Origin of the sequence: Halomicrobium sp. IBSBa (genome assembly GCF_017612575.1) — an archaeon.
Classification (GTDB): Archaea; Halobacteriota; Halobacteria; order Halobacteriales; family Haloarculaceae; genus Halomicrobium.
In genome coordinates this window covers 818,326-841,948 of sequence record NZ_JADPQC010000001.1, presented here as the reverse complement: position 1 = coordinate 841,948, position 23,623 = coordinate 818,326, and the positions used below count along the sequence as shown (strand labels likewise).

The window sequence follows — 23,623 nt, the reverse complement described above, 5'->3', positions numbered from 1 at the left end:
GTCGACGTGGTTGCGCGTGTCCCTAAGCGGTCCCGGTAGCTTAAACCTGATTTGAACGACGCCGCTGGCCGAGTCCCAACAGTTTATCTCCGGGCGACCCAGCGACCGGTATGGACGAGACGCTGCTGGGGGTCGACGTCGGCGGCACCTTCACGGACGTGGTGGTCGTCGCCGACGGACGGCTGACGACGGCGAAAGTACCCACGACGGCAGACCAGAGCGAGGGCGTGCTCGACGGCGTCGAACGCGCCTGCGACCGGGCCGGTGTCGGGGCGACCGCCGTCGACCGCTTTCGCCACGCCACGACCGTCGCGGTCAACGCCATGCTCGAACGGTCGGGCGCGACGACGGCACTGGTCACGACCGAGGGCTTCGCCGACGTGCTCGCGATCGGCCGGCAGGACCGTCCCAGTCTCTACGATCTGGACGCGCGCGGACCGACGCCGCTCGTCCCCGCGGCGCGACGGTACGAACTCGACGAGCGTGCGACGACCGACGGCATCGAGCGGTCGGTCGATCCCGACGAGGTACGGGCGCTGGCCACAGAGATCGACGCCGACGCGGTCGCGGTCGCCTTCCTCCACGCGTACGCTCACCCGGAGAACGAGCGGCGTGCGGCGGCGATCCTCCGGTCCGAACTCGACGTGCCCGTCTCGGCCAGCCACGAGGTGCTGTCCGAGTTCCGCGAGTACGAACGCACGGCCACGACAGTCGCCGACGCCGTGCTCACGCCGGTCGTCGACGACTACCTCGACCGGCTGGCCGACCGGGCGACCGACCGTGGACTCCCGGCACCACGGGTCATGCAGGCAAACGGCGGCATCGCCGATCCGGCCACGGTCCGCGAGCGAGCGGTGACGACCGTCATGTCCGGTCCCGCTGCCGGCGTCGTCGGTGCCGCCGCCTTCGAGCCCGACGACGCCGACGGCGTGATCACGTTCGACATGGGCGGGACCTCCAGCGACGTGTCGCTGGTCCGGGACGGCTCGGTCGAGCGGACGACGGAGGCGGCCGTCGGCGGTCACCCGATCCGGATTCCGATGGTCGACGTCGAGACCGTGGGCGCGGGCGGGGGATCGATCGCCAGCGTCGACGCCGGGGGTGCGCTCCGCGTCGGCCCGGCGTCGGCCGGTGCCGACCCCGGTCCGGCCTGCTACGGTCGGGGCGGGACCGAACCGACGGTGACCGACGCCGCGCTCGTGCTGGGGTATCTCGGCCCCGACACGACGCTCGGTGCCGACCTCGGTCTCGACGCCGACGCCGCGGTGGCCGCGCTGGACGACCTCGCGACGGCGGCGGATCTCGACGGCCCGGTCGACGCGGCGCGGGGAGTCTTCCGGGTCGCCAACGCGACGATGACGCGAGCGATCCGCGGCGTGACGACCGAGCGCGGGCACGATCCTCGGCGGTTCGCGCTGGCCGCCTTCGGCGGTGCCGGGCCGATGCACGCCGCCCCGCTGGCCGATCGCCTCGGCGTCGATCGGGTGGTGGTCCCGCGAGCCAGCGGCGTCCTCTCGGCGTTCGGGCTGCTGGCGGCGGCCGAGCACCACGACGCGGTCAGGACCCACCGGACGACGCTCGGCGACGCGACGCGGGCGACGATCGAGGACCTCTACGAGGACCTCCGCGACCGCGTCCGTGCGGACGTGAGCGACCCCGGCGCGGCGACGTATCGCCGGCAAGCGGACCTCCGCTACGTCGGCCAGAGCCACGAACTCACCGTCGACGTGAGCGAGCCGTTCCGCCCTGCCGATCTGCGAGAGCGATTCCACGCGGCCCACGAGCGAGCGCGGGACTACCGGCTCGACGACGAGCCCGTCGAGCTGGTCAACTGCCGCGTCACGGCGACGATCGAGGGGACGGCTCCGGAGCGATCCTTCGAAGGCAGCGGCGAGCCCCAGGTCGGGACTCGCGAGGCGGTCTTCGACGACGGGCGTCGTGAGACGCCGATCTACGACTGGCCGGCACTGGTGCCCGAGCGGCCGATCGACGGCCCCGCGATCGTCGAGGGCGGCGAGAGCACTGTCGTCTGCCCGCCGGGGTGGACGCTCGTCGTCGACGACGAGGGGACGATCCGTCTGGAGGGGTCGGCGTGACCGACGACGCCGTCGACGCGGTCGAGCTCGAAATCCTCCGGAACCAGCTGGAGAGCGTCGCCGAGGAGATGGGCGAGGTGCTGATCCGGGGTGCCTACTCGCCCAACATCACCGAGCGCCGGGACTGCTCGACCGCGCTGTTCGACGCCGACGGGCGGCTGGTCGCGCAGGCCGAACACATCCCGGTCCACCTCGGGGCGATGCCCCGTGCCGTCGACGCGATCCGGGACCGGGACCCACGGCCCGGCGACGTGTTCGCGCTCAACGACCCCTTCGCCGGTGGCACCCACCTCCCGGACGTGACCTTCGTCTCGCCGATCGGTGCGGGTGCAGGTGGTGGTCGGTCCCGGTCCGGCGACCGGCCCACCGGAGACGACGAGATCGTCGCGTACGCCGTCTCGCGGGCACATCACGCCGACGTGGGCGGGATGGCTCCCGGCAGCATGCCCGCCGGGGCACGCGAGATCCAGCAGGAGGGGCTGCGCGTGCCGCCGGTCCGGATCGTCGCCGACGGGACGGTGGTCTCCGACGTGTTAGAGCTGGTGCTGGCGAACGTCCGCAACCCGGCCCAGCGCCGGGCCGACGTGCAGGCCCAACTGGCCGCCAACGAGCGCGGTGCCCGCCGGATCGGAGAGTTGCTCGACGACCACGGCGAGGGGCTGCTCGCAGCCTTCGACGCCGTCGTCGACTACTCGCGAGCGCGGATGGAGCGCGAGCTGTCGGCCCTCGAACCGGGCACCTACGAGGCCTCGGGGACGATCGAGGGCGACGGCGTGACTGACACGGCGGTGCCGATCGAGGTTACCGTGACCGTCGAGGACGGCGCGGTGACGGTCGACTTCGAAGGGACTGCCCCGCAGGTCGCGGGCAACGTGAACGCGCCACTCGCAGTCGCCGAGAGTGCCGTCTACTACGTCATACGATGTATTACAGACCCGGAGATCCCGCCGAACCAGGGCTGTTACGACCCCGTCACGGTCGCGGCACCCGAGGGATCGCTGCTGAACCCCACGCCGCCCGCGGCGGTCGTCGGCGGCAACGTCGAGACGAGCCAGCGGGTCACCGAGGTCGTCTTCGACGCGCTCGCGGCGGCCGCACCCGACCGCGTCCCGGCCGAGAGCCAGGGGACGATGAACAATCTCGTCGTCGGGGGACCGGAGTTCACCTACTACGAGACCATCGGCGGCGGCGCGGGCGCGACGCCGAACCGGGACGGTGCCTCCGGCGTCCAGGTGGGGATGACGAACACGCGAAACACGCCGGTCGAGGCGCTGGAGGCGGCGTACCCGCTGCGGGTTGCCGAGTACTCGCTGCGCTCGGACACGGGCGGTCCCGGCCGCCATCGCGGCGGTGACGGACTCGTCCGGGAGATCGTCGTCGAGACCGACGCCACCGTCTCGCTGCTAACCGATCGCCGCCAGACGCCGCCAGCGGGCCGAGCCGGGGGCACAGACGGGACCGTCGGCGAGAACTTCGTCGACGGCGAGGCCGTTGCCTCGAAGCTCACCCGCGCGGTCGAGGCCGGCACCACCGTCAGAGTCGAGACGCCGGGCGGTGGCGGCTACGGCGAGCCCGACGACGCCTGACGCGTGTCCCCCTCGGCTGTCTCTCGGGACCGCCTCTCCGTGGCACACCGCCGCGAGCAGTTTGTGACCGTCCGCTTTCGGTCGGCGATCTCGACACTGTAATTTTACATACAGCCCCCTCGAACGTGGGGTCGATGACTGTCGACCGCATCGGACCGGTGCTCGTCGTCGTGCTGGGGGTCCTCGCGATTTCGGCCGCCGCAGCGGGGCTCGACAGCCCCGAGACGGCCACGGCGGTCGGAACCGGCGAGGGTGAGGGGGAGGGAGCGGGTTCCTCGGACGGTACCGGCTACACCGCCGAGGCGATGGCCGATACGGTCGCTCCGAACGCCTCGTCTCCGTTCGGCAACTGGGTTAGCCCCGTGTTGCAACTCCTGCTCGTCGGTGGTACCGTCGCGTACCTGGCGTGGGTCGGGTACCGACTGTGGCGAGAGGGTGCCAGCGCGGTGCCCGAACTGCTCAAACACGCCGTCACCACCATCGTCCCCGCCGGTGTCGCCTGGCTCGTGCTGTTCGGTTCTCAGGTGTTCACGCTCTCCTGGGGCGAGCCCAGAACCGACCGCTCGACCTCCGGATCGCCCGAGCACCTCGAAGGTGGTGGCTCCGCCAGCGCCGTCGCCGCCGACACGGCGACCGACGCGCTCCCGCTGGTCGCGCTCGTGATCGGTGCGGTCGTCCTCGTCGCCGGTCTCGTCGTGCTCGCGTCGCGGCTGACGCCAGACGCCGATGGGTCGACAGGATCGGTCGCCGACGCTCCCGACCCGTCCCGCGAGCCGGACACCGTCGCGGCCTCACGCGCGAGCGGCCGGTTCGAAGACGCCGACGCCGAGGCGACCAACGTGGTCTATCGGGCCTGGCGAGAGCTGGAAAGCGAGGTCGAGGACGCCGACCGCCGGACCCAGACGCCCGCAGAGATCGCCGCCCGCGCGCGGGCAGCGGGCTTCGATCGAGACGCCGTAGCGACCCTGACCGACCGCTTCCGCGAGGTCCGGTACGGCCAGCGCCCGCCGACCAGCGAGCGCGAGACGAGCGCACGGTCCGCGCTGGATCGGCTCCGATCGGAGGGCGACCGATGAACCGCCGCAGGCTCCTGTTGGCAGTCGCGACGGGTGCCGCCGTCGTCGGGCTCGTGCTCGCGTTCGCTCCCGACGCCGTCGCCGTCGCTTCGCTGCCGTCGCTGCTCCCGACCGTACTCGCCGGCTTCGCGGTCCTCGCGGGGCTGTCCCGCGCCTACAAGTGGTTCGGGCGGGACTCAGACGCCGGCTCGCTGCCCGAACCGGAGCGTGGCCGGCCGGCCGCCGTGCCGGGCGACGAGTTCGACGCCTTGCTCTCGCAGGCTCCCTCGTTCGGCGTCTCCGGTGGGGACCAGCGGGCGCTCGCGGTCCGGAGCGACCTCGAAGACGCGGCGCTGTCGGTGCTGACACAGTACCGCGGGCTCTCCGAGACGGAAGCGCGCCGCCGCCTCGACGAGGGCACCTGGACCGACGACGAGTTGGCCGCCGAGTTCTTCGCGTCCGCCAGCGGTGCCGGTTCGTCGTTCCGCGAGTCCGTCACCGGCACGTTCTGGGGGTCGGGGCCGTTCCCGCGACGCGCCGGCCGCGTGGCCGCGGAGCTCGACCGCATCGTCGAGGCCGGTGGTGAGGCCTGATGTCGTTCAGCTCGATTCCGGCCGCGGCCACCCGCGCTGCCGACGTGACCGACGAAGCGGCCGCGTTCGAGATCGAGCCGGGGAGAGTCGTCGACCGCCGGACGAGGCGGTGGTACGGCGTCACCGTCTTCGCGCTCCTGGCGCTCGGAGTAGGCGTCCTGACCCGCGAGCCCGGCCTCCTGCTGACCAGTGCCTTCGGGATCGCCTTCGCGGGCTACGGGCAGTTCACCTCGCCGCCGCCGGTCGAGGTGAGCGTCGAGCGCGCGATCAGCGACGACGCTCCCGACACCGACGACACCGTCGCGGTGACCGTGACGGTGCGCAACGAGAGCGACCGGACGATGCCGGACCTGCGGCTCGTCGACGGCGTCCCGCCGAAGATGACCGTCGTCGAGGGGTCTCCCCGCGTCGCGACCGCGCTCCGACCGGGCCAGGAGACGACGTTCTCCTACTCGCTGCGGGCTCGGCGAGGCCGCCACGAGTTCGAGCCGACGACGGTCCTCGCTCGGGACGCGTCCGGGGCCACGGAGCGACGCGGCACGGTCGACGCGCCAGACACCGTCGGCTGCGAGGCGTCGCTGCCGAGCCAGAGCGTCGCCTTTCCGCTGCGATCACAGACCACCCGTCACACGGGCCGATTCCCGGCAGACACTGGCGGGCCCGGCGTGGAGTTCTACGCGACTCGCGAGTACCGTCCGGGCGACCCGCTGAACCGGGTCGACTGGAACCGCACCGCCCGAACCGGGGACCTCACGACCGTCCAGTACCGGGTCGAACGCAGCGTCTCGGTCGTGCTGGTCGTCGACGCTCGACAGGCGGCGTACGCCGCCCCAGCGCCACAGGCCCGGACGGCGCTCGACGCGGCCGTCGACGCGGCGGGCCACGCCTACGTCTCGCTGACCGACGCGGGCCACGACGTGGGGCTGACGGCGCTGTCGCCGACGGACTGCTGGCTCTCGCCGGGTAACGGGGACGAACACCGCGTTCGAGCACGCGAGTTCCTCTCGACGGAGCCGGCGCTCTCGCCGTCTGGGCCCGACGCGGAGACCAACCTCTACGCCGCGGTCCAGCGAATCAGGCGTCGCGCGCCGACGGACGCCCAGATCGTCGTGTTCACGCCGCTGACCGACGACCACGTGGCCGGCGCTGCGATCCGACTCGACGCCAACGGCCACCGGACGACGGTAGTCTCGCCGGACCCGACGGCCGACGACTCCGCCGGGCACCGACTGGCCGGAGTCAGGCGGTCGCTGCGCCTCGCGGACCTCCGCCAGCGCGACATTCCGGTCGTCGACTGGGACGGGATGGAACCGTTCCCGCATGCGCTCGCCCGCTGGGACGGGGGGTCGCGATGAGCACCCGCGCCACCGACGCCGACTCGCTCGACACCCGGCCGGGCACGGCCTCGGTCGCGGTCGCCGTCGCCGCCGGGCTCGTGACCGTGCTGGTCAGCGCGACGACGCCACTCGCCGGTGCCGTCGGTCCGTGCGGACTCGTCGTGGTCTCGTTCGGCGTACGCCGGGGGTCGCGACTGCCCCACCGGATCGGCTCTGCGGGGCTGTTCGGGGCCGTCCTGCTGGCCGGCGTCGCAGGGACCGACCCGGTCCCGATGCTGGTCGCTGCGGGGGCAGCGGTCGTCGCGTGGGACGCGGGTGAGCACGGCATCGGCCTCGGTCGGCAACTCGGACACGCGGCGGTCTCGACGCGAGCCCAGCTCGCACACGTGGGTGTGACGGTCGCCGTCGGCTCCGTGGTCGCGGTCGTCGGCTACGTCGTCTACGACGCCGCGAGCACCGGCCAGCCCACGACCGCGATCGCCCTGTCGCTCGGTGCGGCGCTGCTGTTTACCTACGCCCTCGATCGGTGACGCTACTGGCGAGCCACGGTCGGCACGGGCACGTCGTCCAGCACGCTCTCGACGACGGCCGCCTCGGCGACGTTCTCGACGCGGGCCTCCGGCGTCAGCACGACCCGATGGGCCAGCACCGGCTGTGCGACGGCCTTCACGTCGTCGGGCGTCACGAACTCCCGACCGCGGATCAGCGCCCGAGCACGGACCGCCTCGAAGAGCCGCTGGGTGCCACGGGGCGAGACACCCACGTCCACGTGGCGGTGCTCTCGGGTCGCCCGGGCGACGTTCGAGACGTAGCGCAACACGTCGTCTTCGACGGTGATCGACTCCGGTAGCGCTCGCAGTTCGTCGACTTCCTCGGGCGACAGCACCGTCTCGACGGAGGGGCTCTGCTCGACGCGGCCGGCCCGACGCTGGAGCAACTCGAACTCGCCGTCCTCGTCGGGGTACCCGATCGACGTCTTCGCGAGGAAGCGATCGACCTGCGCCTCGGGCAGCTCGAAGGTCCCCTCCATCTCGACCGGGTTCTGGGTCGCGATGACGAAGAAGGGCTGCGGCAGGTCGTAGGTGTCGCCGTCGACGGTGACCTGCCCCTCTTCCATGGCCTCCAGCAGCGCCGACTGAGTCTTGGGCGGCGCGCGGTTGATCTCGTCGGCCAGCACGACGTTGGCGAAGATCGGCCCTTCGTTGAACTCGAAGCTCCGCTCGCGCTCGTTGAACACGTGTGTCCCGGTGATGTCTGCCGGCAGCAGGTCGGGAGTGAACTGGATCCGGGAGAAGCTGAGTCCCAGCGTCTGGGCCATCGTCTGGGCCGTCAGCGTCTTCCCCGTCCCCGGCACGTCCTCCAGGAGGACGTGGCCGCGGCCGACGACGCCCAGTAACACGGTCTCGAAGAACGATCGCTCGCCGATCACTGCCGATCCCATCTCGTCTAACACCCGTGAACTCACGTCGCTGGCTTCTGGTACGTCCATAATTTCCACTGTCAGCCACACACAATATTACTGTCGGAGGAATCGGGGGTGGCGCTGTCCAACGGTTGTCACTCCCGGCCCGAACCGAAACCGATAAAGAGCACATCGCGCTACGATGAAGTGAGCCGAGGTAGCCTAGCCCGGCCAAGGCGGTTGCTTCGAGAGCAACTGTCCGTTCAGGACACAGGAGTTCAAATCTCCTCCTCGGCGTTTTCCTGCGAATACCAGCCTTCGAGCGACTGCTGTGCGTGTCGATCGACCTGTGAGCAGGAAACGCCACACGCGGAGATTTGAACCCCGGAAGTCGCAGCCCGCGCAACGAAGTGATACTACCGGCTGTAAGTCTATGAATGATTTAGCCACCCCGGAGTGGCGAAGATCTTCACGAAGTTACAGCCGGCAGTATGAGCAGGAACGTCTTCCTCCGGTTCAAATCTCCTCCTCGGCGTTCTATCGAGTGAAACGAGAGAGAGCACGAGAAGCTTCACTTCTCAGCGTTTCTTCCGCATACGACATCGCGAGAGTGGTCCCTATCCGCCGGTCACGAGGAAGATCCCGATACTGACCGTGAAGACGGTGAGGATGAACGTCACTGCGAGCGCGCCGCCCAGCGAGACGACGGCGTTGGCCGTCGAGGCCAGCGTCTCGGTCCGGTCGTTGCCAAAGACCGTGACGGTCGCCTTCTCGCTGGCCATCCCGGCCTCGACGGGTTCGAGGTCGTCGATCGCCCGCTCGGTCAACTCGGCGATCAGCGCGATCAGCTCGTCGTCGGGAATCGAGCTGCCGACCTGATTCTCCGCCTCGACGGTGTTGACGATGTGGGTGTCGGTCGTCATCACCTCTGCGTCGTCGACGCCGTCGAGTTCGGCGAGGATGTCGCCCCGCAGCCCCGGCTCCATGTTGTTGCCGTCGATCAGGACGTAGGCGGTTCTGGTCCCTGCGACCTCGAAGACGGCGACGCGGATCCCGAGCGGCCCGATCCCCTCCTGGGGTTCCCAGGGCGTCTCGTCCCAGGCGACGCCACAACGGAGCCGGCCCTGCTCGGCGGCGGCCAGCTCCGCGCCGACTTTCCCGGCTCCGTCGATCATGTCGAACGAGCGTTCGCTGCCGGGGACGACGTGGCCCAGGTCCTCGCCTTCCAGACCGTCGTTGCTGTTGTGGGCGTCGACCAGCAGGATCTCGTCCAGCGAGCCCGCTCGCGCTTCGGCCGCCGCCGAGAGGCCGACGGCGTACTCCACGTCGTCGGCGAACCCCGGCGCGAACGTCGAGACGATCACGGCGTCGTCGCCGACCGCCTGGCCCAGCAGCGACGCGTCACCCTCCTCGACTCGCTGGCTCGCCGTCGCCTGGTCGGTGTATTCGAGGTCCCGATAGGCCGACCGCGCCGCCGCGAGGATCGCGTCGACCTCGCGTTCGGTGACGAGGTTGAAGTCGTGGCCCGCGGTGGCGTGGGGCGGGAAGGCGAGCCCGTCGGCCTCGGTAGCGACCCGTTTGGGGAGGTTCCCGCCGCCGATCTCGCCCATCGGACCCGGATGGATCATCGGGAGGACGAAGCGGGCCTTCTCTTCGCCGCCCGGGCGGCGAACCGACAGCACCGTCACCGGGACGAGCGCCTCCTCGCCGAGTTCTTCGAAGAAGTCCTCCAGTTCGCGGCTTCCCTCGGCGATGTGCCCGATGAAGCCCTGGATGAAATCCAGCACCGAGACGCCCAGACTGGAGCGCCACGGGCGATCCAGCAGGACGAGGAAGAGCCACACCGCACCGGCGTACAGCACGCACATGACCGCGAGTAGCCCGAAATCGACCGGCTGGAGGAACTGTAGCTCCGGTGGTGCGTGATCCGGCCGCGAGAGGAATCGTCGGAGCGTCGGATCGTCGAGCAGCGCCGAAGTCGCACCCGTATACACCGCGAGCAGCGCGGCTGCCGCCGCCGGCTGGATACTCGCGGCGATCGCCGCGAGTGGGAGCGAGCGCCGGGAGACGGCGATCACGACCAGCAGACGGAGGGCGAAGATCGCGGCGAGACTCACCAGCAGCGAATCGAGGACGAACTCCTGGTCGAAGGCCGTCAGCACCGAGACGACGCCGGCACCGACGACGAAGGCGATGACGATCAGCTCGCAAAACAGCGCCAGCAGCGACGCGCGGTTGGGCGTCAGCTGCCCGCCCAGAGCGTTGTCGACGTAGGCCGTGCCGACACTCGCGAGGACGGTCGGAATGCCCACGAAGAACACGCCCTGCCAGGCGTCGTCCAACACGAACCGCGAGTCGAAGGCGGCGATGCCAGTGACGGCCGCCAGCACCAGCGCGAACGTCACGCTCGTGTACCAGCGCGGTGCCCGGAAGATAAAGCGCGAGAGCCCCGCGAGGTTTCCTTGCGTCGCTGTCATACTGTAGTTCTCCCTATCGATCCGGTTAAATGTACTCGTCTGCGTCCTCCCGCGGTGGGGCCGATGGCTCTGACGAGCTACTCCCCGTTACAGACGGCGAGGAAGTTCTCGAAGACTTCCTCTCCTTCTTCGGTGTGGGCGACTTCGGGGTGCCACTGGACACCGAAGCGATCGGTGCCGTTGCTCATGGCCTCGACGTCGCACACGTCGGACTGTGCGGTGCGTTCGAACCCGTCGGGCACTTCCTTGACCTCGTCGGCGTGGCTCGCCCAGACGCGCGTCTCCGGGGCCAGCGATCCGATCAGCGGGTCTTCGTCGTCGTCGATCTGGACTGTCACGTCGGCGTAGCCGCCGTACTCGCCGCCACCGACGCGGCCACCGAGCTGGTCGGCCATCAGTTGCATCCCCAGACAGATTCCCAGGATCGGCACGTCCATGTCGAGGTACGCCGGGCAGTTGCCGATGCGATCCATGTCGGGGCCACCAGAGAGGACGAGACCGTCGGCCTCGATCTCGCCGGGCGGCGTGTCGTTGTCGACGAGTTCCGCGTCGACGCCGATGTCACGCAGCGCACGCTGTTCGAGGTGCGTGAACTGGCCGTGGTTGTCGATGACGGCGATCTGAGTCATTACGCGAACGGAGGCCGTCTGTCCGTATATATTTCTTGGAACTGAGTTCGAGACGTGACGAGAGGGACAATCACCGGGAGCGAGGGACCGAAAGCCCTCGCTGCGTTCGAGCCTCCGGGACTCGCTGTGCGCGCTCACTCCGTTCGCGTGCTTGCATCGTCCGGGAGGCTCGAACCCCGCTCGCCCTTTCATCCGCCAGGAGGTCGCTTGCCGATCTATCTACGGGCCTGGCGGATGAAAGGGCGAGGCGCGGTCGGGCGGTCTGCGGCGGCACTATCCGAGCGTAGCGAGGATATCCGTCACAGACCGCCCGAGCGTGCCGAGGGCTTTCGGTGTCTTCGTGAACGATGTGGGGTAGCTCGGAGGACAACTGTGGCGAGTCCCGTCGCGTGACGCGATCAGTGCGGTCTCTCAGACCACTACTCCTCGTACCGGTCGGCGGCCGACTCGAACCCGAGTTCGGACTGTTCGCGGGTGCGCCGGCCCTCCCGCTCGGCGATGGCCTCCGCGTCCGGGTTCGCGTCGTCGTCGATCCGCGCCCACGACTGGTGGACTTTCGCGTGACACCACCGACAGAGGTAGATCGTGATCTCGTGGTTCAGGTCGTCGTCGCTGCCCTCGCGATAGGACAGGTGGTGTTCTTCCAGCAGCGGCCCCTCGTCGGTGTGGGCCATCCGTCGCTCTTCGAGCCCGCAGCGGGTACACGCCCGGTCGCGCTCTCGCCGCCGGAAGTGCGGGCAGTCTCGCCACTCCCAGCGGCCCGCGGCCGCTTCCGTCGCGGAGACGCTGGGGTCGTGGTCGTCTCCCCCGGCGACGACGGGACACCGGAACTCCTCGGCACTGCGGGCGTCGGCGAACTCGGGGTCGTGGTGGCCGTGTTCGACTGCCCACCGGCACTTCCCGTCGTCCGTGATCCAGTCACAGCGGTCGACGTGTGCGTAGGGGTCGTCGACGCCGACGCTCGTCCCGCCGGGTGCTTTCTCCATACCCCCACTGACGAATCGAGACGCTTGAATCTGTCTCGGGCCAGCAAGGGTTTTGCCCCGCGGCGTCCACCAACGGCCATGCGCGTCGTCCACGACGATGGAGACGAACGGCGGACGCTCGCCGACACCGTCGAGGTGGCCGAGTCGACCGTCGAACAGGCGAAGGGACTGATGTTTCGGGCCTCGATCCCGGACGACTACGCGCTGGTCTTCCGGCTCCACGGGCCGCCCTGGCCGCTCTCGGCACTGCTCGGCGACTATGGCTACCAGTCGATCCACATGCTGTTCGTCCGGTTCCCCATCGACGTGGTCTGGCTCCGGGACGAGACCGTCGCACAGGTGAAGACCCTCTCGCCCTGGACCGGACTGGGGATGGCCCGCGCGGACACCGTCGTCGAGCTACCGGCCGGCGCGGCCGACGGCGTCGAGCCCGGCGACCGCGTCCTGATCGAGTCGTGATCCGACCGTGCGAACCGATCCCAACAGATTAATCAGCGGTGGCCGCTTGACCTTCGAGTACTATGTCGGATTCCGACAACGAGGATAGAGGAAGTCGCCTCACGGCGGCTGGGCGCGAAATTCGCCAGCGACGATAACTCGCAGGACACAACCGTGACAGAGACGACATTGTTCGGGGGTCACCCGCTGACGCGGGACCTCTCTGATGCTGACGGCGTACAGTTCCTTGATACCACGCTTCGAGACGGGGAGCAGGCCCCCGGTATCTCGCTCTCGCCCGACGAGAAGGCACGGATCGCCCGCCAGCTCGACGCGGCCGAGATCGACGTAATCGAGGCGGGCAGCGCCTGTACCGGGCCGGGCGAGCGAAAGACCATCTCCCGCGTCGCCGATCTCGACCTCGACGCGACGGTGACGAGCTTCTGCCGTGGCATTCGCGACGACATCGACCTCGCGCTGGAGTGTGGCGTCGACGGGATCAACCTCGTCGTCCCCGCCAGCGACCGCCACATCGAGGACAAGGTCGGCACCTCCCGGGCCGACAACGTCGACTCGACCGTCGAGCTGGTCGAGTACGCCAAAGCGCAGGGGCTGTGGGTTGAGGTCATCGGCGAGGACGGCTCGCGTGCGGATCTGGACTACCTCGAGGAACTGCTCGGTGCCGCCATCGACGCCGGTGCGGACCGGATCTGCTGGGCCGACACCGTCGGCCACGCGACGCCGGACGGCGCGCTCGAAGCCGTCTCCCGGCTCTCGGAGCTGGGGCCGGTCAGCACGCACACCCACGACGACCTCGGGCTCGCGGTGATGAACGCGCTGGTCTCGATCGCCGCCGGTGCGGACATGGTCCACGGGACCATCAACGGCATCGGCGAGCGAGCCGGCAACGTCGCCCTGGAGGAGGTCGCCATCGCACTCGATCACGGCTACGGCGTCGAGACGATGCACCTGACCGAGGTGTACGACCTCGCACAGCTGATCGCTAACACGACGGGGATCCAGCTGGCCCCGAACAAGGCCGTCGTCGGCCAGAATGCCTTCACCCACGAGTCGGGCATCCACACCGACGGGACGCTGAAAGACGACGCGATGTACGAGCCCTACCGGCCCGAGAAGGTGGGCCGCGAGCGCCGCCTCGCGCTGGGCAAACACGCCGGGCGCGCGGGCGTCGCCGCCGCGCTCGACGAGCACGACATCGACGTGAGCGACGACGAACTCGCGACGATCGTCCAGCGAGTCAAGGAGATCGGCGACCGCGGCCGACGGGTCACCGACGCCGACCTGCTGACCATCGCCGAGGAGGTCAAGGGCACCGACCGCGAGCGCCGCGTCGAACTGCTGGACCTGACGACCATCGCCGGTGGCGGCACCCCCACGGCCAGCGTCCGACTCGCCGTCGACGGCGAGGAACGCGAGCCCGCGAGTTCGACCGGCTCCGGCCCGGTCGACGCCGCGATGGGCGCTATCGAGGGGGCGCTGGGGCACTCCGTCGACTGGAATCTCGACTCCTACCACGTCGACGCCATCACCGGCAACACCGACGCCGTCGTCACCGTCGAGGTCGAGATGTCTCGGGGCGACCGGACGGTGACGGTCTCGAACAGCGACTCGGACATCACCCGGGCCTCCGTCCACGCGATGGTCGACGCCATCGACCGCCTCATCGCCGACGAGGACGAGCCGGTCGTCGCCGACGACTAGGACCTACCACCTTTTTCCGCTGCGGGTGGCTCGCTTCGCTCGCCACCGCTTGCGCAAAAACGTGGGCGAAAAAGGCCGCGAGCGCGCCGAAGGCGCGCTCGCGGGTGAATCGCGCGAACTACCGGGTTCTTCGAACCGCTCGTTCGCGCGAATGCTTCATCATTCGCCTCGCGAATGAGCGCGAGACAGCACTCGTGTCTGACCTCTCTGGGGAAACGACGTGTTCGCCGTCAGCGAGAGGGATGCTCGTCGGCCCTCGTCCTATCTCCTGGTGTATCGAGAGCGAACGTATCCGAGACAGGCCCTACGTCGTAAAGCACCGAGGTGAAACCATCCGCTGTCACGTCAGCCGGAGCACCTCGGTCGCGCCGGGCTGGAACTCGTAGTCGACCGGTTCGAACGTCGCCGAGACGCCCTCCGCCCGCAGCGTCCCCACGGCCTCCTCGACGTAGTCCGAGCGAGTTCGATCCAGCGAGGCCAGCGGAAAGACGCGGACTTCGCCGTCGGTGACTCGCAAGAGTTCGCGCAGCGCGGCCTCGTGGAACGCCCGGTCGAGGCGGTCGTCGTAGACGAACAGCAGATTACCAGAGAGCGTCAACTCGAAGGTGTCGTCGGCGAATGGGAGGTCGGGAAGCCCTGCGGCGACGTACCGGTCTGGATGCTGTGCGTAGTCCGTGAGAAATCGCTCTGCGGCCGCTCGAAGGTAGCGTCCGCGCGTCGCCACGTCGTCGTAGTAGTCCCAGACGAACAGGTCCTGTTTGTCGTGTAACTGGTCGACGTTGCGCTCGATCGATGCTCGACACTCTCGTTCGAGCGCGCCGAGGGACTGCTCGTACATCGGGTCGACGGCTCGAACGTCCACGTCGAGTGCCGAGGCGACTGCCGTGAACGAGGACGGTCCACCTGGACAGTCGAGGATCGGTCCCGTGAGGTCCGTCCGGTCCAGTCCGAACAGTGCCAGGTACTCCTCGAAGGTCCGGCCGATGAACAGAAACGCGCGCTCGACTTCGAACGTCTCGTCGGCCATAATCTACGCATCTGTACATCAATGTATAAGTTTATCCACCTCAACTCACTCAGACCGCAACTGTTTCACTCGGTCGTACCACTGGCTAATACATGGTCGAACGAGTCACACTGTACCGAGCACCGACGACGGTCGCCGACGTGGACGCCATCGCCGACTGGCTGGCCGAGCGGATCGAGGCGAGCGTCGACGTTCGGGATCGGTTCCTCGATCTGTACGCCGACGAGGAGCTGGCCGAAGCGTTCGCCTCCGCGCGGGTGCTCTCGCCGTACGAACGCGAGACGGGCAACACGATGCTGGGGATCGTTCGCTACGAGCAGCGGGCGCTGGACCACCCCGAGCGGGCCGGCGGCGTCATCTACGACGGCTTCCAGGTCCAGAAGCTACTCGGAGAGCGACTGCCCGCCGACGAGCGCGGGCTCGATCACCTCCACGTTCCAGTGCTCGATCGCGTGCTCGGCACGTGGGGCGACCACGACGGCCGGTGGCACAAGCGCGTCAACGTCCTCGGCCAGCCCGCGCTCGTGTCGGTTCCGGGGCTGTACGAGGCCCCGGCCAAGCCAGAACAGTACTACAAGGAAAAACAGAAACACGCGATGGTCTCGGGAGACTCCCCGCCCCGAGAGGTCCTCGAGAGCGAAGTCGAGGGCGAGTTCCTCGTCGAGGACGACCAGCGGACGGCCGAGGCGCTGAAGGGGTACGTCCTCCAGGCGTATCACTACCTGGAGACCGGCGAGGACTTCTGCGACGAGGACGGGTGCCGGCTGGCCAACCCCCACCGCCAGCCCGGCGTCGTCGCCGCACAGCTTCGGGGCACCGACTTCTGTCCGGCCCACGCCGAACGGTACCGTCCCTGACTGACCGCCAGCGCCGTCGGGATCACTCGACGCGGCCACTCGCTAGTCGGAGGTAGCCCCCCGCCAGCCGTCGCTCGCGGTAGTCTGCCGTCCGGTCGGCCAGCCGTCGATAGGCGTCCTCGACGCGGCGCTCGTGACTGTCGGCCACGTCCGTCTGTCGCTTGTCCGTCGAGGACGCCCAGACGAACGCTCGGTAGCAGGCGTCGATCGGACGCGCCCACGCGCGCTGGCTCCGGCTAAAGTGCAACAGTGCGACCCGGTGGCCGGGTTCGACAAGGGTACACCACTCGTCGACGACCGATCGCGGATCGGCGAACATACCGACGACGAAACAGCCCAACAGTCCCTCGATCGATCCCGAGAGCGGCGGTCGGGTCGCGTCCCCCCAGAGCAAGTCGGCGTCGCCGCGCCCGCGTGCGCGACTGAGCATTTTTCTGGTCACGTCCAGTCCGAGGACACGCCCCTCGGAACCGACCGCCGACCGCAGGTGTGGGAGGTTCGCGCCGGTGCCACAGCCCATCTCGACGACGGTCGCCCCCCTCGACAGCGAGAGTTCTGCTGCGGCCGCGCGCCGCCACGACCGGACGCCGGGCAGTGTCGCCAGCAGGTCGTAGGTGGTCGCCCACCGACCGTAGAACGCGCGCACGTCGCCCATTACGCGATCTCGCGGACGATCTCCGCGACGGCGCTGGCGTCGGGTCCGATCACGTAGCTGATCGGCTCGATCCCCATGCCGCCGGTCTGGTAGAGCACGTCGGCGTCTGGACACTCGTCGAGTGCGGCCGCGATCGCGGTCTCGGTGTCGGCCTCGGCGTCGAATACGACCGTCGTGTACCCCGCGGCTTCGAGGTCGTCGACGACGTCGTCGTCGTAGCGGATGTTCACCATCGCGTTCGCGTCTGCGCCGCCGGCCCGTGCCGCGAGCAACACGCCCGCGACGTGTTCGCTGACGCCGAACTCCGGCTCGGCCGGGATGGTCGCCCGCCCCTTCACGTCGAGGATCCGGCCGGGGACGCCGGCCACGTCTTCGATGCCCGTCGCGTCGCTGAGAGCCTCGACGAGGTTGGAGCCGACCGCCGGAATGAGCGTGGCGAAGCCACTGGTGTTCTCCAGGAGGCGCAGCCCACGCCGAACCGACGAGCGGGTCTGTTCTGCCTCCCGGAGATTGCTGTCGGGGTCGTGGACCGCGAAGTCGCCGCCGTACTCGGCGAGTTCCGGCACGGCGTCCTCGTGCAGCGCCGCCAGTGTGCCCCCCTGTTCGAGTTCGCGGACGACCACTTCCGTCTCGATCAACGCCTGGACGGGCGTCATCTCGCCGCTGGCCAGCCCGTCGGCCAGTTCTTCGATTAGCGCCGCCAGCCGGCCGTTCTCCAGCAGCCGCTCGTTGCGCTCGACCTCTCCGTGGGCGTACTTCGAGACGGCGCTCTGGCTGATCCCCAGCAGTTCGGCCACCTCCGACTGGGTGAGGTCACGCTCGCGCAACGCCTCCGCGAGCAGCGACCTGAAGGTCGGCAGGAACTCGTCGACGACGATCTCCTCGACGAACCTCACGGCGCTCGCCCTCCGTTCGTGGACACGCCCGTCATTTCTGGTCGCCTCCGAACTCGCACCGAGTTCTCGCCGACAGGCCGCTGACAGCCACGGCCGTCATTTCTGGTCGCCTCCGAACTCGTGATCCTTCTCGATCTTCGAGGCCTGCGGTCCGGTCTGGCCCTGATACTTCGAGCCGCGTTCCTCGCCGTAAGGGCGGTCTGCGGGCGTCTTCAGCTCGGTGAAGGTCAGCTGCGAGATCCGCATGCCGGGCGACAGCGCGACGGGCGCGGTCCCGAGGTTCGACAGTTCGAGGGTGATCTGGCCCTCGTAGCCCGGATCGCACAGACCGGCAGTCGCGTGGACGACGATCGCCAGCCGTCCCAGCGAGGAGCGCCCCTCGACGTGGGCGATCAGGTCGGCCGGGATCTCGACGCGCTCGTGGGTCGTCCCCAGCACGAAGTCGCCGGGGTGGAGGATGTACTCGTCGTCGTCCTCGACCGTGACGCGGTCGGTGTACTCCTCGGTCTCTTGCTCGCTGTTTGGGTGGATGCAGGGGATGTTGGCGTGCTGAAACTCCAGGAACTCCCGACCCAGTCGGAGGTCGACGCTGGCGGGCTGGACCTGCAGGTCGATGTCGTCGAGTGGCTCGATCACCAGATCGCCGGCTTCGAGCCGTCGCAGGATGTCCGTATCCGAGAGGATCATACGCGTACTCGCGAGCGCGGTCGTGAAAACGTTCCGTTCCGCGCTCGCGGGGCTCTCTCGGCTCGCGTGGGGTAGTTTCCCGTGGAGATGGCGGCGAAAAGCGTAGCGGGGACCAGACATATACCTGCCCGGGTCCACCCCAATGGCATGAAGCAGGCCATCGTCGCCCGCTCCGACATCGGGATGGGTGAAGGCAAGCTGGCGGCCCAGGTCGCCCACGCCTCGCTCATGGCCTACGAGGACGCCGATCGACAGGCCACGTCCGAGTGGAAAGGGCAGGGTCAGAAGAAGGTCGTCCTCGCGGCCGCGGGCGAGGATGCGCTGTTCCGCCTGGCCGACGACGCCGAGCGGAAGGGCCTGCCGAATGCGATCGTCAGGGACGCCGGTCACACGCAACTCGATCCGGGCACCGTCACGGCGCTGGCCGTCGGGCCGGCGGCCGACGACCGGATCGACGCAGTCACGGGTGACCTCTCCCTGTACTAACCCCAAGCAAGCGACACTGCTGTCGGCAATAGCCGTCTGTGACACAAGGGTTATGGCTGGCAGCCCCTTACCCAAGGTGAACGAAACCAATGCAAGGACAAAATCAACAGCAGGCGTACGACCGAGGGATCACTATCTTCTCCCCGGACGGACGCCTCTACCAGGTCGAGTACGCACGCGAAGCAGTCAAACGCGGCACGGCGAGTGTCGGGGTCCGCACGGCAGACGGCGTCGTGCTGGCCGCCGACCGACACGCCCGTTCCCCGCTGCTGGAACGTGACAGCATCGAGAAGATCCACAAGGCCGACGACCACGTCGGCATCGCCAGCGCGGGCCACGTCGCCGACGCCCGCCAGCTGATCGACCTGGCGCGTCGACAGGCTCAGGTCAACCACCTGCGCTACGGCGAGGAGATCGGCGTCGAATCGCTCACCAAGGAAGTCACCGACTACATCCAGCAGTACACCCAGACCGGCGGGGCACGCCCGTTCGGCGTCGCGCTGCTGGTCGGCGGTATCGAGGACGGCGAACCGCGCCTCTTCGAGACCGACCCGTCGGGGACTCCCTACGAGTGGCAGGCCGTCGCGATCGGCGGCGACCGCGACGAGATCCAAACGTTCCTCGAAGAGGAGTACGAGGAGGAGATGGACCTCGAAGCCGGGCTCTCGCTGGCGCTGCGAGCGCTGGGATCGGTCAGCGACGACGGCCTCGACGCGACGGGCGTCGACGTAGCGACGATCGACGTCGAGTCCGAGCAGTTCACGGCGCTCTCGGAGGACGAGATCGCCGAACGAGTTACCGAGCTGGAACTCGAAGGTGATGACGATGAGTAAGTTCCCCGACCTCCCTGGTATGAAGAACCTCGACGCGAACCCGTACGAACCGGAACTCGCATCGTTCGACGACATGGACGCCGACGCTGGCGACGGCGACGCCGTCGCGAAGACCGGCACGACGACCATCGGCATCACGACCGACGAGGGCGTCGTCATCGCGACGGACATGCGAGCCTCGCTGGGCGGTCGCTTCGTCTCGAACAAGTCCGTCCAGAAGGTCGAGCAGATCCACCCGTCGGCCGCGCTCACCCTCGTGGGCAGCGTCGGCGGCGCGCAGTCGTTCATCCGGACGCTGCGCTCTGAGTCCGACCTCTACGAGGTCCGCCGCGGCGAGCCGATGAGCATCTCCGCGCTGGCGACGCTGGCGGGCAACTTCGCCCGCGGTGGTCCCTTCTTCGCGATCAACCCCATCCTCGGGGGCGTCGACGAGGAGGGCAGCCACGTCTACAGCATCGACCCAGCAGGCGGCGTCATGGAAGACGACTACACCGTCACCGGCAGCGGGATGCAGGTCGCCCACGGGAAGCTCGAAGACCGCTACCACGACGACCTCTCGATGGAGGAGGCAGAGGAACTGGCCGTCGAGGCCGTGTACGCGGCGACCGAGCGCGACACCGGCTCGGGCAACGGCGTCTACGTCGCCACGGTCACCGGCGACGGCGTCGACATCACCGGCTACGACGACTTCGAAGGCGCGCGGTAGCCGCTCCGTTTCGTTCTCTCTTATCGCTGTTCGTCGGGCAGTCGTCGGTTCCCCGAAGTGGCACCGCTACGGAGTGGCACCGCTAGCCCTATGTGCGCGCCGCGGCGAGAGCCAGCAAGACCATGCGCCCAGCCCAGCCGATCGAGCAGGCCGTCGGAATGCGCTACTACGTCAGCGACGGCGACGGCATCGGTGGCCGACTCCGTGCCTCGCCCGAGGACTTCGCGGTCCGGGAACTGGAGGCGTTCGAGGCCGAACCCGCCGACGCCGACAGCGGCGCGTACGCCCACCTCGTCGTGCGCGCGACGCTACACAACTGGGACACCAACGACTTCGCGTCGGCGCTGTCGGATCGTCTCGGCATCTCTCGGGAGCGCGTCTCGTGGGCGGGGACAAAAGACAAGCGTGCCGTGACGACCCAGCTGTTCTCGATCGCAGACACGGACGCGGCCGACGTGCCCGAGATCGACGGCGCGGAGATCGACGTCGTCGGGCGGGCGGGACGACCGGTCCTCTTCGGTGACCTCGCCGGCAACGCCTTCGAGATCACCGTCCGGGACGTGGACCGCCCGGAAGGTGTCGACGCGATCACCGAGCAACTGCGCGAGTTCGCCGGCAGCGCCGACGGCGACGAGCCGACGGTCGCGGTGCCGAACTACTTCGGCCAGCAACGCTTCGGCAGCAAGCGCCCGATCACCCACGAGGTCGGGCTGGCGATCGTCCGGAACGACTGGGAGGGCGCGGTGATGGCCTACCTCGGGAACCCCAACGAGCGCGAGCCCGAGACGACACAGGCGGCACGGGCCTACGTCCAAGAGACCCACGACTGGGAGGGGGCACTGGAGCGGTTCCCGCGAGCACTGGGGTACGAGCGGGCGCTCTGTCACAGTCTGGCCGACGCCGACGACGCCTCCCCAGCGGCGTTCCGGAGCGCGCTGGAGACGCTGCCGACGAACCTCCAGACGCTCTTCGTCAACGCCGCCCAGTCATACCTGTTCAACCGCATCCTCTCGGAACGCCTCGACCGCGGGCTCCCGTTCGACCGCCCCGTCGCTGGCGACGTGGTCTGTTTCGCCGACGGCGACGCGCCCGCCGACCTCCCGCTGCCGGACACCGACCGCACACAGCGGGTCACTGCCGAGCGCGTCGACACCGTCGAGCGACACTGCGAGCGGGGCCGAGCGTTCGTCACCGCACCGCTGCTCGGGACCGAGACGGAGCTAGCAGAGGGCGAGCCGGGCGAGATCGAACGCGCGGTGCTCGCCGACGCCGGCCTCGAACCGACCGACTTCGCGCTTCCGGGCGAGTTCGACTCGTCGGGAACCCGGCGCGCGGTTCAGGTCCGGAGCCAGATCGATGTCCAGCGACGCGAGGAGGACGCGATCCGATTCGCGTTCTCGCTGCCGAAAGGCAGCTACGCGACGGTCCTGCTCCGTGAGTACCTGAAACGCGATCCAGCCCAGTTGTAACGGGACCGGAACCGCCCGCCGCTCGGTCGCCCGGTCGAACCGCCTCGCTTTTGCGTTCGTATCCCCGAGACGCCTGTATGTCGTGTCGGCAGTGTGGCTCCGAACTCGACCGACCGGGCGATTACTGTCTGGTCTGTCGGTCGGCAAACACGGACGTGGTCGTCCTCGAACTCGACCGCGAACGGGCGACGGTCACCGCACTCGCCGACGAGACGGTCGTGGCCGCACGGACGATCACGACGACGCCGGAAGCGGGCGGCGAGACCGGCGTCGTCGAGTTGCGCAACTTCGCCGGGCTCGTCGCCGACGACGTCCGTCGCAAACGGCCAGAGGAGGTGTACGTCACCGGCGACCGCGACGTTGTTGGGGCCGTCCGCAGTCAGCTCCACTACCCCTTCTATCGCGTCGACGGCGACGAGCCGGTCGAACACGTCCTGGAGCGACGCGGCGAGCCGGCACTGGAGGTCGTCGACGCCGCCCCAGAGGAGAAACTCGGCGGTTCACACTCGACGCTCGTGGGCGGCCGGGCCGGCAAGCGAGCGATCCAGACGGTCGCCGGCCACCCCCACGTCAAGAAGGTGATTCCGGGGCCGATCGACGCCGGTGGGTCGGGATCGCGGACCGGCGTGCGCGCCAAGGCGACCCGAGCGGACGAACACGGCAACGTCAGACTGCTGATCCGGGACGGCTCCAGCGTTCAGGAGAACCGTATCGTGACGACGGCTGGCGACCGAGAACTCGGCGAGCGCGTCCGGGCAGACCTCAACGACGCCCTGACCGAGGCCGACTTACAGGACTAGACGACGGCCAGCAGCGCCGTCGTGAGCGCGTCGACGATCGTCTCCCAGATCGAGAATCCGGTCAGCAGCGAAAGCACCGTGTCCAGCCCGAAGAAGCCGAACAGGCTCGCCCCGAAGAAGTGGGCCTTCCGCAGGTCGAACCGATGCGAGAAGGTGTAGAAGAAGTAGGCGTTCAGCAGGCTCACTGGGATGATCGCCAGCATCTCGCCGGCCCAGATCGCCGCCGTCGCACCGTACTCGGCCGCGAGTGTGATCGTGATGAGCTGGGTCTTGTCGCCGAACTCGCCGGCCGCCATCAGCAGGAAGATGGGGAGGAAGCTCCCGAACCGGTCGGGGACGGTGAACTCACGGCCCGCGAGCGTGACCACGTCGGGCAGGTCGACGGTGGCCGTCCCGCCGTCGGTCCGGTGGTCGGCCCCAGCCCCGTCACCGTCGGCGATCGTCGCCGGGTCCGGCTGGGTTCCCGTTGCCGGGGCGGATCGGTAGAGCAGGACGGCAAACAGGAGGAACATTCCGGCGGTGAAGGCGTCGAGGTAGACGCCCGGCAGCGCTGCCTGGATGGCCGCTCCGAAGGCGATCTCTAAGGCCGTCCAGCCGGCGAAGGCACTCCCGGCCGCCGCGACGACGACCAGTGGGTTGTACTTCGTCGAGAGGCCGGCGATGATGAACTGGACTTTCTCACCGGGCAACACGCTCAACTGCGCGATCATCGCGACCGCGACGATCTCGACGAATCCGGTCACGCTCTCACCTCACGGTGGACGTTCGGTAGCTCCGCGTGGACGAACATGAGTCAGTCGCGTAGTATTAGATGGGTCTAATAAATAAGCGTGGCGTGTCGAACGGGATGTCGGTCGACGGCTCGGTCGGATCGGGGCGGTCGCCT

General features: G+C 68.9%; 23 protein-coding genes and 1 tRNA gene. 15 read left to right on the top strand and 9 right to left on the bottom strand.

What is annotated here, in order from left to right:
• Positions 1-110: 110 nt before the first annotated feature.
• From IL252_RS04390 to IL252_RS04365, 6 genes are all read left to right on the top strand, one after another.
• Positions 111-2,096, top strand: coding sequence for a hydantoinase/oxoprolinase family protein (locus tag IL252_RS04390; protein ID WP_208626945.1), 1,986 nt, complete (start codon positions 111-113; stop codon positions 2,094-2,096).
• Entirely contained in the window at positions 2,093-3,682 is a 1,590-nt protein-coding gene (locus tag IL252_RS04385) for a hydantoinase B/oxoprolinase family protein (RefSeq protein ID WP_208626943.1), read from the top strand. Before IL252_RS04390 ends, IL252_RS04385 begins: the two co-directional genes overlap by 4 nt.
• Before the next feature lie 134 nt (positions 3,683-3,816).
• Complete coding sequence (locus tag IL252_RS04380; RefSeq protein WP_208626941.1) at positions 3,817-4,758, top strand: DUF4129 domain-containing protein; 942 nt, start codon at positions 3,817-3,819, stop codon at positions 4,756-4,758.
• Entirely contained in the window at positions 4,755-5,330 is a 576-nt protein-coding gene (locus IL252_RS04375; protein ID WP_208626939.1) for a hypothetical protein, read from the top strand. The genes IL252_RS04380 and IL252_RS04375 overlap by 4 nt, the downstream gene beginning before the upstream one ends.
• Positions 5,330-6,685, top strand: a complete 1,356-nt coding sequence (locus IL252_RS04370) for a DUF58 domain-containing protein (protein ID WP_208626937.1) — start codon at positions 5,330-5,332, stop codon at positions 6,683-6,685. The genes IL252_RS04375 and IL252_RS04370 overlap by 1 nt, the downstream gene beginning before the upstream one ends.
• A complete protein-coding gene (locus IL252_RS04365) occupies positions 6,682-7,197 on the top strand; it encodes a hypothetical protein (protein ID WP_208626935.1) in 516 nt (171 codons plus the stop codon). The genes IL252_RS04370 and IL252_RS04365 overlap by 4 nt, the downstream gene beginning before the upstream one ends.
• A 2-nt stretch (positions 7,198-7,199) precedes the next feature.
• On the opposite strand, the gene IL252_RS04360 is transcribed toward IL252_RS04365, so the two are convergent.
• Positions 7,200-8,156, bottom strand: coding sequence for a MoxR family ATPase (locus tag IL252_RS04360; protein ID WP_208626933.1), 957 nt, complete (start codon positions 8,154-8,156; stop codon positions 7,200-7,202).
• A gap of 124 nt (positions 8,157-8,280) precedes the next feature.
• Here IL252_RS04360 and IL252_RS04355 point away from each other — a divergent pair.
• A tRNA-Ser gene (locus IL252_RS04355) sits at positions 8,281-8,366 on the top strand.
• 320 nt (positions 8,367-8,686) lie between these two features.
• Here the strand turns inward: IL252_RS04355 and IL252_RS04350 are convergent.
• The 3 genes from IL252_RS04350 to IL252_RS04340 form a co-directional block, all read right to left on the bottom strand.
• Positions 8,687-10,546 (bottom strand): DUF2070 family protein, encoded by a 1,860-nt coding sequence (locus IL252_RS04350; RefSeq protein WP_208626932.1) that lies wholly within the window; start codon positions 10,544-10,546, stop codon positions 8,687-8,689.
• Between the two features lie 77 nt (positions 10,547-10,623).
• A complete protein-coding gene (locus IL252_RS04345) occupies positions 10,624-11,175 on the bottom strand; it encodes a GMP synthase subunit A (protein ID WP_208626930.1) in 552 nt (183 codons plus the stop codon).
• A 419-nt stretch (positions 11,176-11,594) separates the two neighbouring features.
• Complete coding sequence (locus IL252_RS04340) at positions 11,595-12,161, bottom strand: hypothetical protein (RefSeq protein ID WP_208626928.1); 567 nt, start codon at positions 12,159-12,161, stop codon at positions 11,595-11,597.
• 78 nt (positions 12,162-12,239) lie between these two features.
• On the opposite strand from IL252_RS04340, the gene IL252_RS04335 reads away from it, so the two are divergent.
• Both IL252_RS04335 and IL252_RS04330 read left to right on the top strand, forming a co-directional pair.
• Positions 12,240-12,620, top strand: coding sequence for a DUF192 domain-containing protein (locus IL252_RS04335; protein WP_208626926.1), 381 nt, complete (start codon positions 12,240-12,242; stop codon positions 12,618-12,620).
• Between the two features lie 168 nt (positions 12,621-12,788).
• Positions 12,789-14,321, top strand: a complete 1,533-nt coding sequence (locus IL252_RS04330; protein WP_208627374.1) for a (R)-citramalate synthase — start codon at positions 12,789-12,791, stop codon at positions 14,319-14,321.
• Between the two features lie 340 nt (positions 14,322-14,661).
• Here IL252_RS04330 and IL252_RS04325 read toward each other — a convergent pair whose 3' ends face one another.
• The gene (locus IL252_RS04325) at positions 14,662-15,348 is read right to left on the bottom strand and encodes a class I SAM-dependent methyltransferase (RefSeq protein WP_208626924.1); all 687 of its coding nucleotides are present in this window, start codon (positions 15,346-15,348) and stop codon (positions 14,662-14,664) included.
• A 92-nt stretch (positions 15,349-15,440) separates the two neighbouring features.
• On the opposite strand from IL252_RS04325, the gene IL252_RS04320 reads away from it, so the two are divergent.
• The gene (locus IL252_RS04320) at positions 15,441-16,205 is read left to right on the top strand and encodes a DUF6775 family putative metallopeptidase (protein WP_208626922.1); all 765 of its coding nucleotides are present in this window, start codon (positions 15,441-15,443) and stop codon (positions 16,203-16,205) included.
• Between the two features lie 22 nt (positions 16,206-16,227).
• On the opposite strand, the gene IL252_RS04315 is transcribed toward IL252_RS04320, so the two are convergent.
• From IL252_RS04315 to dcd, 3 genes are all read right to left on the bottom strand, one after another.
• Positions 16,228-16,860: a methyltransferase domain-containing protein gene (locus IL252_RS04315; protein ID WP_208626921.1), complete on the bottom strand. Its 633-nt coding sequence runs from the start codon at positions 16,858-16,860 to the stop codon at positions 16,228-16,230.
• The gene (locus IL252_RS04310) at positions 16,860-17,756 is read right to left on the bottom strand and encodes a thiamine-phosphate synthase family protein (RefSeq protein WP_208626919.1); all 897 of its coding nucleotides are present in this window, start codon (positions 17,754-17,756) and stop codon (positions 16,860-16,862) included. Before IL252_RS04310 ends, IL252_RS04315 begins: the two co-directional genes overlap by 1 nt.
• 96 nt (positions 17,757-17,852) lie before the next feature.
• Entirely contained in the window at positions 17,853-18,443 is a 591-nt protein-coding gene (gene dcd, locus IL252_RS04305) for a dCTP deaminase (RefSeq protein ID WP_208626917.1), read from the bottom strand.
• Positions 18,444-18,590: 147 nt separating this feature from the next.
• Between dcd and pth2 the strand changes: the two genes are divergently transcribed.
• The 5 genes from pth2 (at position 18,591) to IL252_RS04280 (ending at position 22,737) form a co-directional block, all read left to right on the top strand.
• Positions 18,591-18,929 (top strand): peptidyl-tRNA hydrolase Pth2, encoded by a 339-nt coding sequence (pth2, locus tag IL252_RS04300; protein WP_153554228.1) that lies wholly within the window; start codon positions 18,591-18,593, stop codon positions 18,927-18,929.
• A gap of 89 nt (positions 18,930-19,018) precedes the next feature.
• Positions 19,019-19,762, top strand: a complete 744-nt coding sequence (gene psmA / locus IL252_RS04295; RefSeq protein WP_153554227.1) for an archaeal proteasome endopeptidase complex subunit alpha — start codon at positions 19,019-19,021, stop codon at positions 19,760-19,762.
• Positions 19,755-20,468: an archaeal proteasome endopeptidase complex subunit beta gene (gene psmB, locus IL252_RS04290; protein WP_153554226.1), complete on the top strand. Its 714-nt coding sequence runs from the start codon at positions 19,755-19,757 to the stop codon at positions 20,466-20,468. The genes psmA and psmB overlap by 8 nt, the downstream gene beginning before the upstream one ends.
• Positions 20,469-20,590: 122 nt before the next feature.
• A complete protein-coding gene (gene truD, locus IL252_RS04285; protein WP_208626915.1) occupies positions 20,591-21,937 on the top strand; it encodes a tRNA pseudouridine(13) synthase TruD in 1,347 nt (448 codons plus the stop codon).
• 77 nt (positions 21,938-22,014) lie between these two features.
• The gene (locus tag IL252_RS04280; protein WP_153554224.1) at positions 22,015-22,737 is read left to right on the top strand and encodes a DUF2103 domain-containing protein; all 723 of its coding nucleotides are present in this window, start codon (positions 22,015-22,017) and stop codon (positions 22,735-22,737) included.
• Here the strand turns inward: IL252_RS04280 and IL252_RS04275 are convergent.
• On the bottom strand, positions 22,734-23,480 hold the full coding sequence (locus IL252_RS04275; RefSeq protein WP_208626913.1) for a TMEM165/GDT1 family protein: 747 nt from the start codon (positions 23,478-23,480) through the stop codon (positions 22,734-22,736). The genes IL252_RS04280 and IL252_RS04275 overlap by 4 nt on opposite strands.
• Positions 23,481-23,623 lie beyond the last annotated feature (143 nt).

Bases quoted from the DNA above. Each gene is read 5' to 3' on its own strand.
- IL252_RS04390 (WP_208626945.1), top strand. From the start codon at position 111: ATGGACGAGACGCTGCTGGGGGTCGACGTCGGCGGCACCTTCACGGAC.
- IL252_RS04380 (WP_208626941.1), top strand. From the start codon at position 3,817: ATGACTGTCGACCGCATCGGACCGGTGCTCGTCGTCGTGCTGGGGGTC.
- IL252_RS04375 (WP_208626939.1), top strand. From the start codon at position 4,755: ATGAACCGCCGCAGGCTCCTGTTGGCAGTCGCGACGGGTGCCGCCGTC.
- IL252_RS04370 (WP_208626937.1), top strand. From the start codon at position 5,330: ATGTCGTTCAGCTCGATTCCGGCCGCGGCCACCCGCGCTGCCGACGTG.
- IL252_RS04365 (WP_208626935.1), top strand. From the start codon at position 6,682: ATGAGCACCCGCGCCACCGACGCCGACTCGCTCGACACCCGGCCGGGC.
- IL252_RS04360 (WP_208626933.1), bottom strand. From the start codon at position 8,156: ATGGACGTACCAGAAGCCAGCGACGTGAGTTCACGGGTGTTAGACGAG.
- IL252_RS04350 (WP_208626932.1), bottom strand. From the start codon at position 10,546: ATGACAGCGACGCAAGGAAACCTCGCGGGGCTCTCGCGCTTTATCTTC.
- IL252_RS04345 (WP_208626930.1), bottom strand. From the start codon at position 11,175: ATGACTCAGATCGCCGTCATCGACAACCACGGCCAGTTCACGCACCTC.
- IL252_RS04340 (WP_208626928.1), bottom strand. From the start codon at position 12,161: ATGGAGAAAGCACCCGGCGGGACGAGCGTCGGCGTCGACGACCCCTAC.
- IL252_RS04335 (WP_208626926.1), top strand. From the start codon at position 12,240: ATGCGCGTCGTCCACGACGATGGAGACGAACGGCGGACGCTCGCCGAC.
- IL252_RS04325 (WP_208626924.1), bottom strand. From the start codon at position 15,348: ATGGCCGACGAGACGTTCGAAGTCGAGCGCGCGTTTCTGTTCATCGGC.
- IL252_RS04320 (WP_208626922.1), top strand. From the start codon at position 15,441: ATGGTCGAACGAGTCACACTGTACCGAGCACCGACGACGGTCGCCGAC.
- IL252_RS04315 (WP_208626921.1), bottom strand. From the start codon at position 16,860: ATGGGCGACGTGCGCGCGTTCTACGGTCGGTGGGCGACCACCTACGAC.
- dcd (WP_208626917.1), bottom strand. From the start codon at position 18,443: ATGATCCTCTCGGATACGGACATCCTGCGACGGCTCGAAGCCGGCGAT.
- pth2 (WP_153554228.1), top strand. From the start codon at position 18,591: ATGAAGCAGGCCATCGTCGCCCGCTCCGACATCGGGATGGGTGAAGGC.
- psmA (WP_153554227.1), top strand. From the start codon at position 19,019: ATGCAAGGACAAAATCAACAGCAGGCGTACGACCGAGGGATCACTATC.
- psmB (WP_153554226.1), top strand. From the start codon at position 19,755: ATGAGTAAGTTCCCCGACCTCCCTGGTATGAAGAACCTCGACGCGAAC.
- truD (WP_208626915.1), top strand. From the start codon at position 20,591: ATGCGCCCAGCCCAGCCGATCGAGCAGGCCGTCGGAATGCGCTACTAC.
- IL252_RS04280 (WP_153554224.1), top strand. From the start codon at position 22,015: ATGTCGTGTCGGCAGTGTGGCTCCGAACTCGACCGACCGGGCGATTAC.